Annotated in this window: 12 protein-coding genes; 5 read left to right on the top strand and 7 right to left on the bottom strand. The window is 73.5% G+C overall.

Annotated features, from left to right (window positions below; genetic code table 11):
* Positions 1–14: 14 nt before the first annotated feature.
* From mreD to folC, 6 genes are all read right to left on the bottom strand, one after another.
* A complete protein-coding gene (gene mreD, locus ABD981_RS26375) occupies positions 15–683 on the bottom strand; it encodes a rod shape-determining protein MreD (protein ID WP_046905595.1) in 669 nt (222 codons plus the stop codon).
* Positions 680–1,768, bottom strand: coding sequence for a rod shape-determining protein MreC (mreC, locus tag ABD981_RS26370; protein ID WP_046905594.1), 1,089 nt, complete (start codon positions 1,766–1,768; stop codon positions 680–682). The genes mreD and mreC overlap by 4 nt, the downstream gene beginning before the upstream one ends.
* 122 nt (positions 1,769–1,890) lie before the next feature.
* Positions 1,891–2,910: a rod shape-determining protein gene (locus ABD981_RS26365; protein ID WP_046905593.1), complete on the bottom strand. Its 1,020-nt coding sequence runs from the start codon at positions 2,908–2,910 to the stop codon at positions 1,891–1,893.
* A gap of 302 nt (positions 2,911–3,212) precedes the next feature.
* Positions 3,213–3,626: a nucleoside-diphosphate kinase gene (gene ndk, locus ABD981_RS26360; RefSeq protein WP_046905592.1), complete on the bottom strand. Its 414-nt coding sequence runs from the start codon at positions 3,624–3,626 to the stop codon at positions 3,213–3,215.
* A 63-nt stretch (positions 3,627–3,689) separates the two neighbouring features.
* Positions 3,690–4,046 carry a DUF4233 domain-containing protein gene (locus tag ABD981_RS26355; RefSeq protein WP_046905591.1) on the bottom strand — a complete coding sequence of 119 codons (357 nt, stop codon included), beginning with the start codon at positions 4,044–4,046 and terminating at the stop codon, positions 3,690–3,692.
* Positions 4,047–4,049: 3 nt separating this feature from the next.
* Entirely contained in the window at positions 4,050–5,567 is a 1,518-nt protein-coding gene (folC, locus tag ABD981_RS26350) for a bifunctional tetrahydrofolate synthase/dihydrofolate synthase (protein WP_046905590.1), read from the bottom strand.
* A 100-nt stretch (positions 5,568–5,667) separates the two neighbouring features.
* On the opposite strand from folC, the gene ABD981_RS26345 reads away from it, so the two are divergent.
* Positions 5,668–6,690 (top strand): rod shape-determining protein, encoded by a 1,023-nt coding sequence (locus ABD981_RS26345; protein WP_165590879.1) that lies wholly within the window; start codon positions 5,668–5,670, stop codon positions 6,688–6,690.
* A gap of 117 nt (positions 6,691–6,807) precedes the next feature.
* Here ABD981_RS26345 and ABD981_RS26340 read toward each other — a convergent pair whose 3' ends face one another.
* Positions 6,808–7,950 (bottom strand): sensor histidine kinase, encoded by a 1,143-nt coding sequence (locus tag ABD981_RS26340; protein WP_046905731.1) that lies wholly within the window; start codon positions 7,948–7,950, stop codon positions 6,808–6,810.
* A 102-nt stretch (positions 7,951–8,052) separates the two neighbouring features.
* Here ABD981_RS26340 and ABD981_RS26335 point away from each other — a divergent pair, with 102 nt between their 5' ends.
* The 4 genes from ABD981_RS26335 to ABD981_RS26320 all read left to right on the top strand — a co-directional run bounded on the left by ABD981_RS26335 (position 8,053) and on the right by ABD981_RS26320 (position 12,700).
* Entirely contained in the window at positions 8,053–9,303 is a 1,251-nt protein-coding gene (locus ABD981_RS26335) for a sensor histidine kinase (protein ID WP_123954099.1), read from the top strand.
* Positions 9,300–9,986 carry a response regulator transcription factor gene (locus tag ABD981_RS26330; protein WP_046905588.1) on the top strand — a complete coding sequence of 229 codons (687 nt, stop codon included), beginning with the start codon at positions 9,300–9,302 and terminating at the stop codon, positions 9,984–9,986. Before ABD981_RS26335 ends, ABD981_RS26330 begins: the two co-directional genes overlap by 4 nt.
* A 130-nt stretch (positions 9,987–10,116) precedes the next feature.
* Positions 10,117–11,256 (top strand): non-hydrolyzing UDP-N-acetylglucosamine 2-epimerase, encoded by a 1,140-nt coding sequence (wecB, locus tag ABD981_RS26325; protein ID WP_046905587.1) that lies wholly within the window; start codon positions 10,117–10,119, stop codon positions 11,254–11,256.
* A gap of 97 nt (positions 11,257–11,353) precedes the next feature.
* Positions 11,354–12,700, top strand: a complete 1,347-nt coding sequence (locus tag ABD981_RS26320; protein ID WP_046905586.1) for an XrtP-associated glycosyltransferase — start codon at positions 11,354–11,356, stop codon at positions 12,698–12,700.
* Positions 12,701–12,752 lie beyond the last annotated feature (52 nt).

The following is a 12,752-nucleotide window of genomic DNA, read 5'->3' as shown; positions in this document are numbered from 1 at the left end:
CGCTGCCCCCTGGGTCACAGTCGCTTGACTCCCTTGATGCGACCGGCGCGCGAGGCGCGGGTCCGGGCGGCCTTGACGCGCAGGCCGCCGCGCTGGTTGCCGATCCGCAGGCCGGTGCCGGAGGAGAGCCAGCCGGAGGAGACGTCGGCTCCGTTGGCACCGGTGGCGTCGGCGAGCGGGTCGTTCTCGGCGCGCCGGGCCAGCGCCATGATCAGCGGCACGGTGAAGGGCGCGAGGAGCAGGTCGTAGAGGGCCGCGGTGAACAGCAGGAAGCCGAGGCCCACATGACGGGCGGCGGTGTCGCCGACGAGGGCGCCGACACCGGCGTACAGCAGGGTGGAGCCGATGGCGGCGGCGACCACCACGGCCATGGGGCCGGTGGCGGACTTCAGCCGCCCGTTGTCGGGGCGGGCCAGGCCGCAGAGGTAGCCGACGACGCAGAGCACCAGGGCGTAGCGCCCGGCGGCGTGGTCGGCGGGCGGGGCGAGGTCGGCGAGCAGCCCGGCGGTGAAGCCGACGAGGGCGCCGGTGACGTGCCCGTACACGAGGGCGAGGGCGACGACGGTGAGCAGGACGAGGTCCGGGACGGCGCCGGGGAGCTGGAGCCGGGCCAGGACGGAGACCTGGACGACCAGGGCGACGACGACCAGGGCGGCGGAGAGGAGGATGCGGTTGAGCTTCACGGTGTTGCGTCCCCCTGGTCCTGCGGCTGCTGGTCCGCCTGCTGGTTCGGCTGGTCGGCCGCCTGCCCGTCGGGCTTCTGACGGTCGGCCGCCTGGCCGTCCGGCGTCTGCCGGTCGGCCGCCTGCCCGTCGGGCTTCTGCTGGGCCTCGCCCTGCTGCCGGCCGGCCTGCTGTCCGTCCGGCGGCGGCGGGGTGACCGTGACGGTGACGGTCGGGGCGGGCTTGGGCTTCTGCGGCAGCACCATGTCGCGCGGGTCGCTGCGCGGGGCCTGGACGACGACGCCGACGATGTCGAGCTTGGTGAAGCCGACGTACGGGCGGACGTAGACGTTGCGGGTGAGGCCGCCGCCCGCGGGGTCGACGCGGACCACCTCGCCGACGGGCACGCCGGGCACGAAGGGCTTGTCGGCCTGGGAGCCGAAGGTGACGAGCCGGTCGCCCTTGTTGACCTTGGCCTTGCCGTTGAGCAGCTGGACGAGGAGCGGGCGGTCGCCCTGGCCGGTGGCGAAGCCGAGTTCGTCGGTCTTCTCCATGCGGGTGCCGACGGTGAAGTCGGGGTCGTTGGCCAGCAGGACCGTGGAGGTGGAGGGGCCGACGGTGGTGACCCGGCCGACGAGTCCGGAGCCGTTGAGGACGGTCATGTCGCGGCGGATGCCGTCGCGGGCGCCGACGTCGATGGTGACGGTCCAGGAGAAGCCCTGGGCGGCTCCTATGGCGATGACCTCGGCGCCCTTGATGCCGTACTGGCCGGCGCCGGCGGTCTTCAGCATGGCGTCGAGCTCGCGCAGCCGGTTGCGGTTGCGGTCGTCGCTGCCCAGCCTGGCCTTGAGGGCGGCGTTCTCCTGCTCCAGGGCGGCGATGCGGTTGTGCCGTTCCCCTGAGTCGCGGACCGCTCCTATGGCGTTGCCGATCGGGTCGACCGCCGAGGCGACTCCGTTCTCGACGGGACCGAAGACCGCGGCCGCGGCCTGTCGGGCACCGTCGACCGGCGACTCCTGGCCTCCTCGGATGTCCACCGTGATCAGTGCGAACGCGATGGCGATCAGCAGCACCAGGAGCAGCCGGCTCTCTCGTGTGTCCCTCACGTGCGGCGGCCGTGCCCTTCCTCGATTGGTACGGGGGGTGTGACGCGCCCCCGGGCCCGGAGGCCCGGGGGTCGGATGGAGTTGTGGGTGCCGGCCTCAGGGGCCGGTCGTGTCGGGCCGGTTCAGCGGCGCGGCTGGGCGTCGAGGACCTGCTGGAGGGCCTCGAACTCCTCGACGCACTTGCCGGAGCCGAGCGCCACCGAGTCCAGCGGGTCCTCGGCGATGTGGATCGGCATCCCGGTCTCACGGCGCAGCCGCTCGTCGAGCCCGCGGAGCAGGGCGCCGCCACCGGTGAGAACGATGCCGCGGTCCATGACGTCACCGGAGAGCTCCGGCGGGCACTTGTCGAGCGTGGTCTTCACCGCGTCGACGATCGCGTTGACCGGCTCCTCGATGGCCTTGCGGACCTCGGCGGCGGAGATGACGACGGTCTTGGGGAGGCCCGAGACGAGGTCACGGCCGCGGATCTCGGTGTGCTCGTCCTGGTCGAGGTCGTAGGCGGAGCCGATGGTGATCTTGATCTGCTCGGCGGTGCGCTCACCGAGGAGGAGCGAGTACTCCTTCTTGATGTGCTGGATGATCGCGTTGTCGAGCTCGTCGCCGGCGACCCGGATGGACTGTGCCGTGACGATTCCGCCGAGGGAGATGACGGCGACCTCGGTGGTGCCGCCGCCGATGTCGACCACCATGTTGCCGGTGGCCTCGTGGACCGGGAGGCCCGAGCCGATGGCGGCGGCCATGGGCTCCTCGATGATGTGCACCTGGCGGGCGCCGGCCTGGGTGGAGGCCTCGATGACGGCGCGGCGCTCGACTCCGGTGATGCCGGAGGGGACGCAGACGACGACCCGGGGGCGGGCCAGGTAGCGGCGCTTGTGGATCTTGAGGATGAAGTAGCGGAGCATCCGCTCCGTGATCTCGAAGTCGGCGATCACGCCGTCCTTGAGCGGGCGGACGGCGACGATGTTGCCGGGCGTCCGGCCGATCATCTTCTTCGCCTCGGCACCCACCGCGAGGATGCCGCCGGTGTTGGTGTTGATCGCGACGACGGACGGCTCGTTCAGAACGATGCCGCGACCCCTGACGTACACCAGCGTGTTGGCGGTCCCGAGGTCGACAGCCATGTCACGGCCGATGAACGACATTGAGTTCCCCTTGTTTCCCATGAGGATGCGTCGGGCCTTCCCTAGCGGAGCGTTGACGGCTTCTCAGGTCGGCGAGGTGGTGGCTGAGGATGGTACGGCGTGGAGTTTTCCATCGTAGTGCCGCCCGCCCGGATACCGCGCGGCGGACCGCCTCTGCCCACCTCTGTATAGGTGACGGTAGGACGCGGCGATCCGTTCCCGGGATTGGTGTTCATATGCCTGGGGGCGACCGAAATTCCTTCGGTCGCCCCAGGGCGTGGCGCTGATCGGCTGACGCGGGATCAACGGGAGAGCGAGGGGGGTCAGACGAGACCCGGGAAGAAGATCTTCAGCTCGCGGTCGGCGGACTCCTCGGAGTCCGAGGCGTGGATGAGGTTCTCGCGCACGATGGTGCCGAAGTCGCCGCGGATGGAGCCGGGGGCGGCGGCGATCGGGTCGGTCGGGCCGGCCAGCGTGCGCAGCCCCTCGATGACCCGCTCGCCCTCGACGACGAGCGCGACGACCGGGCCGGAGGCCATGAAGCCCATCAGCGGCTCGTAGAAGGGCTTGCCCTTGTGCTCGCCGTAGTGCTGCTCCAGCGTCTCCTGGTCCAGCGTGCGGAGCTCCAGGGCCGCGAGGGTCCAGCCGGCCTTGCGCTCGATGCGACCGATGATCTCACCGACCAGGCCACGGCGGACGGCGTCGGGCTTGAGCAGGACGAGCGTGCGCTGGCTCACGGGGGAACTCCTTCGGAAAAACGGTGCGGGCCTTGAAGGCTACAGGGCCCGCACCGGCCGCGATCACGCAGCGTCAGGCCCTGCGGAGCCTTCGCGGGCGGCCCAGCCCGCCTTGATCTCGTCGATCTTCCGGCCGTAGTGCACCGACGCCCACCACAGCACGGCGAAGACCGCGCCGAGGAAGAACATCACCGGCACGAAGAAACCGCTGGCGACCAGGCCCAGCTGGAGGACCCAGCCGAGCTGCACGCCGCCCGGACGGGTGATCATCCCGCACAGCAGCACCGACAGGACCATGGCGATCCCGCAGACCGTCCAGACCGTGGACATCTCCAGGGAGTCGTCCTTCATGGCCACCAGACCGGCGAAACCGATCACGAAGAACTCGCCGATCAGGGTCGAGGAGCAGAGCACGCGCATCGGTCAGCCCCTCTTCAGCAGCAGCCGGGCGTCGCCGACCGTGAAGATCGATCCGGTCACGAGGACACCCGCGCCGGAGAACTCCTCGTGCTCCTCGGCGAGCGTGATCGCCGCCTCCAGGGCGTCGTCCAGCCGCGGCTCGACGACCACGCGGTCCTCGCCGAAGACCTCCACCGCGATCGCGGCGAGCGCGTCGACGTCGGTGGCCCGGGGGTTGGAGTTCGCCGTGACCACGACCTCCGCGAAGATCGGCTCGAAGGCCTCCAGGAGACCGCGAGCGTCCTTGTCCCCGCTGGTGGAGACCACGCCGATCAGCCGGGAGAAGCCGAAGGACTCGGTGATGCCGTCGGCGGTGGCCCGGGCGCCGTGCGGGTTGTGCGCGGCGTCCAGGATGACCGTCGGCGAGGAGCGCACGACCTCCAGGCGGCCCGGCGAGGCCACCTGGGCGAAGGCCCGGCGGACCGTGTCGAGGTCCAGGGTGCGGGCGTGCTGGGAGCCGATGCCGAAGAAGGCCTCGACGGCGGCGAGCGCCACGGCCGCGTTGTGCGCCTGGTGCGCGCCGTACAGCGGCAGGAACACGTTGTCGTACTCGCCGCCCAGGCCGCGCAGGGTCAGCAGCTGGCCGCCGACCGCCACCTCGCGGGAGACGATGCCGAACTCCATGCCCTCGCGGGCCACGGTCGCGTCGACCTCGACGGCCTTCTTCAGGAGCACCTGGGCCGCGTCCACCGGCTGCTGGGCCAGGATGACCGTGGCGTCCGGCTTGATGATCCCGGACTTCTCGCCGGCGATGGCACCCGTGGTGTCGCCGAGCCGGTCGGTGTGGTCCAGGTCGATGGGGGTGACGACGGCGACGGAGCCGTCGATCACGTTGGTGGCGTCCCAGGTGCCGCCCATGCCGACCTCGACGACGGCCACGTCGACCGGGGCGTCGGCGAAGGCCGCGTACGCCATGCCGGTGAGGACCTCGAAGAAGGAGAGGCGGTACTCCTCGCGGGCGTCCACCAGCTCCACGTACGGCTTGATGTCGCGGTACGTCTCGACGAAGCGCTCGGCCTCGATCGGGGCGCCGTCCAGGCTGATCCGCTCGGTGATGGTCTGCACGTGCGGCGAGGTGTACCGCCCGGTGCGCAGGTCGAAGGCGCCGAGCAGGGCCTCGATCATGCGGGCGGTCGAGGTCTTGCCGTTGGTGCCGGTGATGTGGATGGAGGGGTAGGCGCGCTGCGGCTCGCCGAGCACGTCCATCAGGGCCGCGATCCGGGTGACCGAGGGCTCCAGCTTGGTCTCGCCCCAACGGGTCGACAGCTCGGTCTCCACGTCCCGCAGCGCCTTGTCGACCTCGGGGTCGAGCGGGCGGGAGGGGACGGGGTCGCCCTGCGGCGGGCCGGACATCGCGCGCAGGGTGCGGCTGCCGGCCTCGATCACCGCCAGGTCCGGGTCCCGGTCGGTCTCGGCATCGACGATGTCGTGGAACTGCTCGCTGTCGTCGAACTGGTCGCTGCGGTCGCTCGGCTCACTCACGCCCCCAGTCTACGGAGGGGGGCCGACAGGACATTGGACCCACCCCATTCGGGACTTTCGGCCCGCCGCCCGCCCGGCCGGCCGGGCAAACTTGGCGATCATGGACATAGGCATCGACCTCGGCACGGCCAACACCCTCCTCTACGCCCGGGGCCAGGGCATCGTCCTCAACGAACCGTCCGTGGTGGCGGTCCAGGCCGGCTCGCGGACGGCGCTCGCGGTCGGTGCGGAGGCGAAGGAGACCATCGGCCGCACGCCCGGTTCGATCACCGCGATCCGCCCGCTGCGGGACGGCGTGATCAGCGACTACGAGGCGGCCGAGGAGATGATCCGGCACTTCGTGCGCAAGGCCGTCCCCGGGCGCCGGCGCCCGCGCACCCGGATGGTGGTGTGCGTGCCGAGCGGCGTGACCCCGGTCGAGCGGCGGGCCATCGTGCACGCCTCGCGCTCGGCGGGCGCGCGGGCGGTCCACCTCATCGAGGAGCCGATGGCGGCGGCGATCGGCGCGGGGCTGCCGGTCTCGGACCCGCGCGGCTCGATGGTCGTCGACATCGGCGGCGGCACGACCGAGGTGGCCGTCATCTCGCTCGGCGGGATCGTCACGGCCCAGTCCCTGCGGGTGGGCGGCGACCGGCTGGACACCGCCATCGCGGACTTCGTGCGCAAGGAGCACTCGCTGCTGGTCGGCGAGCGGACCTCCGAGGACATCAAGATCGCCATCGGCTCGGCCTGGCCGGTGCCGGGCGGCGAGGAGTTCGAGCGCTCCACCTTCACCGTGCGGGGCCGCGAGAAGGTCAGCGGGCTGCCGCGCACGGTCGAGCTGACCGTGCCGGAGGTGCGGGCCGCGCTCGACGAGCCGGTGGAGGCGATCATCGCGGCGGTCCGGGTCACCCTGGAGGAGTGCCCGCCCGAGCTGTCCGGCGACGTCATGGAACACGGCATCGTCCTCACCGGCGGCGGCGCCCTGCTCCCCGGCCTGGACCTGCGCCTGGCCTCGGCGACCGGCATCCCGGTCTTCGTCGCCGACGACCCGCTGGACTGCGTGGCCCTGGGCTCGGGCCGCTGCGTGGAGGACTTCGACGCGCTCCAGCGGGTGCTGGGGAAGGCGGAGGTGGTCCGCTAGGCCGTGTCCTTCGGATCGGGCCTGATCCGGAAGACACGGCCCACGCAGGTACCCCGGGGCGAGGGGGCTCCCGGCGGCCGCGCCCTGCCGGGGTCGCCGACTGGCCCCGACCCGGGGTCAGCGGTGGCCGAAGCCCGTCGGGAGCAGTGCCGTCACCACGTACGCGCCGTGCTCGCGGCCGGCCCGCAGCGAGCCGCCCATGCTGGTGACCCGCTCCTCCATGGAGAAGAGTCCGGTGCCGGTCGAGACGGGCGCGCGGTCCGGCGGCGACTTGGGCAGCGGGTTGCGGACCTCGACGCGCAGGTCCCGGCCCTCGACCGTGATCGAGACGGTCACCGGCAGGCCGGGGGCGTGCTTGGCCGCGTTCGTCAGGCACTCCTGCACCACCCGGTGCACCGCCGTCTGCCGCAGCGGCGAGAGCGCCTTCGCCTCCTGGGCGACCGTCAGGTCCACCGGGCTGCCCATCCGCTCGCTCTCCTCGGCCAGCGCGGCGAGCCCTTCGAGGCCGGGCGTGGCGGCGGCCCCGTCGGCGCGCCGCACGATGGTCTCGTTGAGCATGTGGTGGGCGCGCCGGGCGGTGTCGGCGAGCTCCTCGAAGTCCTTCTGGTGCGCGTCCCCCCGGGCCCGCACGGCCAGCACCTCGGCCCGCACGGCGAGCACGGTCAGCTCCCGGCCCACCAGGTCGTGGACGTCCCGGCCGACCGAGATCCGCTCCTCCTGGACGGCCTGCCGGGCCGCGGACTCGCTGCGCTGGACCTGGAGGGCGAGGACGAGGTCCTGGCGGTACGCGGCGATGCCGACCCCCGCGGCCAGGGCGCCGATCGGGACGACCAGGCCCAGGAACTCGCTGAGGGTCTCGCCGTGCTTGGCGGGCCAGCCGGGCAGGTTGAACAGGACGTAGGAGGCGGCCACGTACAGCAGGGTCGCCAGCACGGCCGCCCGCCGGCCCCGGAAGCGGCCGAGCGAGTACAGCGCGAACTGGACCATCGTCAGCTCGTGCAGCCAGCCCATCAGGAACAGCGCGACCACGAACGGCACCCACGGCGCCCTGCGGCGCAGCACGAGGGTGGCCGCGCCGGCCGCGAGGACGAGGGTCGCGGTGACGCCGGTGAGCGAGTTGTCGGCACGGGCGAGTCCCGGCACGTCCAGGACCATCAGGCCGAAGGCGCTGACCGCGGCGACGACGTCCATGGCCCGCGGCGACACGGCCCACCGGTCCGCACAGCGGCGCAGCGCGGGGAGGGCGGGGAGGCGGAGCATGCCTTCCATCATCCAGGGTCCTTCGTCCCGTCGCCGTGGACCTGAAGTCCCGTCTGCTGTGAGATCGGGCACTTCGCCCAGATTGCTGTTTGACTCTGAAATGTGTACGAAGCATCCCAGGAGCAGCTGTCGCTGGCCGGCGCCGTGCTCGACGCCCTCCCCCAGGCGGCCATGCTCGTCGACCGCGAACTGCGGATCGTCCGGGTGAACCGCCGCCTCGCCGGACTGCTCCGGCTGCCCGAGGGGCTCGACCTCTCCCCCGGCACCCCCCGGGACCTGCTGCTCGACCACGTCGCCGGGATGCTCGACCGCCCGGAGGAGCGGCGCCGCTTCCTGGAGGAGGCCCGGACCCGCGCGCCCGTCACCCGGATCGCCGACTACCACCTCGGCGACGGACGGACGCTGCGCCGTCGCCGTACCCCGGTCGGCCACGGCGACGGGTTCTTCGGGCACCTGTGGCTGATCGAGGACGTCACCCGGCAGCACGAGGCCGAGGAGGACATGTACGAGCAGGTCCGGAAGCTCGCGGCGCTCGCCGACGAGCGGGCCGCGTTCGCCGGCCGCGTCCTGCACGAGCTGCGCACCCCGCTGGCGACCGTGCTGAGCTTCGCCGAACTGCTCCTGGAGCCCGCGGGCGGCCCCCTCGACCCCGAACAGGCCGCGTTCGTCGACGCCATCCACCGCAACGCGCGCCGGATGCAGCTCGTCGCCGAGAACCTGCCGAACGCGGCCGCCGGCACGCCCCCGGCCCCGCCGCACCCCTCGTCGCTCGCGGTCCACGAGCTGATCGAGCGGGTCACCCTGGAGGCCCTCCAGCGCTCCGGCGGCGCCGGCCCGTACCTCGCCGCCGACTGCCCGGCCGACGGCCCGCCGCTGGTCGCCGACGCGCACCTGCTGACCGGGGCCCTGGAGGAGCTGGTGGCCAACGCGCTGCGGTACACCCCCGAGGACGGGCGGGTCGAGATCGTCGGCCGGACGGACGGCGAGCACTGGACCATCCAGGTCAGGGACACCGGCATCGGCGTCCCGCTGGAGTACCAGGAGGAGATCTTCACCCCGTTCGTCCGGGCCCCCAACGCGCGCCGCGGCGGCTTCCCCGGCACCGGCCTCGGCCTGGCGAGCGCCCTGGACGCGGTCCGCCTGCACGGCGGCACCCTCACGGTCCGCGACCGCGAGAACCGCCCGGGCGCGGTCTTCACGGTGCGGCTGCCGGTGGGGGACGGAGGCGCGCCGGGGCGCGGGGCCTCGGGGGACGGGGGCGGGCCGGGGCGCGGGGCCGCCGGGGACGGTCCCGCGGCGCGACGCGGTACCGCCGGGGACGGAGGCGCGCCGGGGCACGGGGCCGCCGGATGACCCGGCTGCTCGTCGTCGAGGACGACCCCGACCTCTCGCTCGCCCTGCGCGTCCTCCTCGGCCGCCGCGGCTACGAGGTCTCGCTCGCCGCCGACGGCCGCGAGGCCCTGCGGCTGCTCTTCGCCGAGCACCCCTCGCTGATGGTGCTCGACCTGCTGCTGCCCGGGCTCGACGGCTGGCAGGTGCTCGACCGGACCCGGGACATGTCCGACGTGCCGGTCCTCGTCCTGTCCGGGCTCGGCGCCGTCGACGACCGGGTGCGCGGGCTGCGCTCCGGCGCCGACGACTACCTGGTCAAACCCTTCGCCCAGGCCGAACTGCTGGCCCGCGTCGAGGCCCTGCTGCGCCGCTCGGGCCCCGGCCGCTGGGCCGGCGAACCCGTCGAGGAGGACCTGCGGCTGGTCCCCGAGCGCCGCTCCGCGCTCTGGCACGGCGGCGAGATCCGGCTCAGCGACATCGAGTACCGGCTGCTCCAGCTCCTGGTCCGCAACCGGGGCCGGGTCGTCACCACCGAGCAGCTCCTCGACCAGGTCTGGGACGACACCACGGCGATCGGCCGCGACCGCGTGAAGTTCGCGGTGCTCCGGCTGCGGCGTAAGCTGCGTGCCTCGGCCGGCCCACAGGTCCGCGACCCCATCGAGGCGGTCCGGGGCATGGGCTACCGTTACGAGAGCTCCGGGTGACGAGGAACACCACCCGCCAGGGACGGAAGTCCCGGCCGTACGTCCCGAGCTCCCCGCCGCGGGCCCATCGCAACCGTCGGGCAACCGTGCGCCACCTCAGCGCGCGACCGTCGGCCCGCAGCCTGGAAGCATGAAGACCCTTCCTGCCCGCAGTGTCGTCGTCGTGCTCGGTACCCGCCCCGAGCTGGTCAAGCTGGCCGAGCTGATCCGCGTCCTCGGCCCCGCCGCCCGTGTCGTCCACACCGGGCAGCACTACGACGAGGAGCTCTCCGGCGGTTTCCTCGCCGAGCTCGGCCTGCCCGAGCCCGCGTACCTGACCGGCGTCGGCGGGCAGCCGAGGGCCGTCCAGATCGCCGCCGCGCTGCAGGGTCTGGACGCGCTCTTCGCCGCCGAGCCGCCGCTCGCCGTCGTCGTCCAGGGCGACACCAACGCGGCCCTGGCCGGCGCCCTCGCCGCCAACGCCCGCGACCTGCCCCTGGTGCACGTCGAGGCGGGGCTGCGCAGCCACGACCGGGCCATGCCCGAGGAGCACAACCGGGTCCTCATCGACCGCCTCGCCGACGTGCTGTGCGCGGCCACCCCCGACAACCGCGAGCTGCTGCTCGCCGAGGGCGTACCGGACGAGCGGATCGCCGTCACCGGCAACCCGGTCGTCGAGGCCGTGCGCGACCACCTGCCGGCGGCGGCGGAGCGCGCCCGGCTGCTCGCCGCGCACGGCCTCGACGCCGACCGCTACGTGCTGGCGACCGTGCACCGCCCCGAGAACACCGACGACGAGCTCGCGCTCACCGCCGTCCTCCACGAGCTCGCCGGTCTCGCCCGCGAGCTGCCGGTCGTGCTGCCGCTGCACCCGCGCACCCGGGCCCGCATCGAGGCCGCCGGGCTGCTGCCGCTGCTCGACGGCGTGACCGTGCTGCCCCCGGCCGGCTACGGCACCTTCCTGGCGCTGGCCCGGCACGCGGCCCTGATCGTCTCGGACTCCGGAGGCGTGCAGGAGGAGACCACCGTCCTCGGCCGGCCGCTGGTCGTCGTCCGCAACTCCACCGAGCGCCCCGAGTCGCTCGCCGACTTCGCCGAGCTGGTCGACCCCGGCCCGCAGATCGGGACCGCCGCCCGCCGCCGCCTCTCCGAGGGCGCCCCGGGCCTGCACCGCCTCGCGAACCTCCCCAGCCCGTACGGCGACGGCACCGCCTCCCGCCGCATCGCGGGCCTCATCGCGGAACTGGCCGAGGAGCGGACCGCCCACCGCTCCCCCGCGCTGGCCGCCTGACCGACGCCCCGGGCCGCCCCGCAGGCCCCGCCCCGCCACACCCCGGCGGGCGGCCGCCTCCGCCCGCTCCCCTCCCGCCACACCCCCGGAGACCCCCTTGAGCCTCCACCTCCTGCTCTACGCCTTCCCGTTCCTGCTGCTCGGCGGCTTCCTGGTCTACTGGGCCGGTGCCCGGCACGCCTACGCGCGCCGCGAGCCCGCCGAGACCGGCGACCCCACCGCGTTCGACTGGCACTTCTTCGTCCCCTGCCGTGACGAGGAGGCCGTCATCGCGACCACGGTCGCCCGGCTGCGGGCCGACTTCACCGGCTCCCACGTGTGGGTCATCGACGACGCCAGCGACGACCTCACCGCGCCGATCGTCACCGCGCTCGCCGAGCGGGACCCGAAGGTCCACCTGGTGTCCCGGCGCCGCCCCGACGCCCGCATCGGCAAGGGCGCGGCCCTCAACTCCGCCTACGACGCCCTGAACGCGCACCTCGGCGGGCACGCCGACCGCGCCCGCGTGGTCGTCTGCGTCGTCGACGCCGACGGCCAGGTCTCCCCGAACGCCCTCGCACACGTCAGCGGCCCCGACGCGTTCGCCGACCCCGACATGGGCGGGGTCCAGATCGGCGTCCGCATGCGCAACGTCGACGACGAGCGGCCGCTGCCCGACCGCGGCCGGGCCGCCAACGCGTACGCCCGGCTGCTGATCCGCATGCAGGACGCCGAGTTCGCCGTCTCCAACACCGGGATGCAGCTGCTGCGCCGCCGCACGGGCTCGGTCGGCCTGGGCGGCAACGGCCAGTTCACCCGGCTCACCGCGCTCGACCGCATCGCCGCCGCCGAGCGCCGCCCCTGGCAGCAGGACGCCCTCCTGGAGGACTACGAACTCGGCCTGCACATGCGGCTGGCCGGCTACCGCGTCACCCACGTCGCCGACACCTGGGTCTCCCAGGAGGCGCTGCCCTACACCCGCCGCTTCCTCACCCAGCGCACCCGCTGGGCCCAGGGCAACATCCAGTGCGTCCGCTACTCCGGCCGCATCATCGGCTCCCGCCACTACAAGGCGTCCGGGGTGATGGAGTCGCTCTACACCTTCTTCCAGCCGATCGCCCACCTCGCGACCCTCGTCCTGACCGCGATCATGCTGGTCGCCCTCGTCACGGGCGGCGGCGCGGCCGAGGTCCTGCTCGCCGCCTGGCCGCTGGCCCTCGCGCTCGGCCTCGCCTCGATCGCGCCCTTCCTCCTGTGGGGCCCGGTCTACCGGCGGGAGTTCGCCCCCGACCGCTCCCGCCTCAAGGGCCTGCTGTGGGGCTTCGCGCTGTGGCTGTACGCGTACCACCTCTTCATCGTCTCGGCCCGCGGCTTCGTCCGTCTGCTGCGCGGCCGCACCGGCTGGGCCAAGACCCGCCGCAACGCCGAGACCGCCGGGGTCGGCCCCATCGCCACGGAGTCCTGAGCGGGGACGACGTGCCGGGAGGGGCGGGGTACGCGGAAGGGCCCGGAACCAG

This window comes from Streptomyces showdoensis (assembly GCF_039535475.1).
Classification (GTDB): domain Bacteria; phylum Actinomycetota; class Actinomycetes; order Streptomycetales; family Streptomycetaceae; genus Streptomyces; species Streptomyces showdoensis.
Note: the sequence above shows the minus strand (reverse complement) of the source record. Positions and strands in the feature narration are given on the sequence as shown.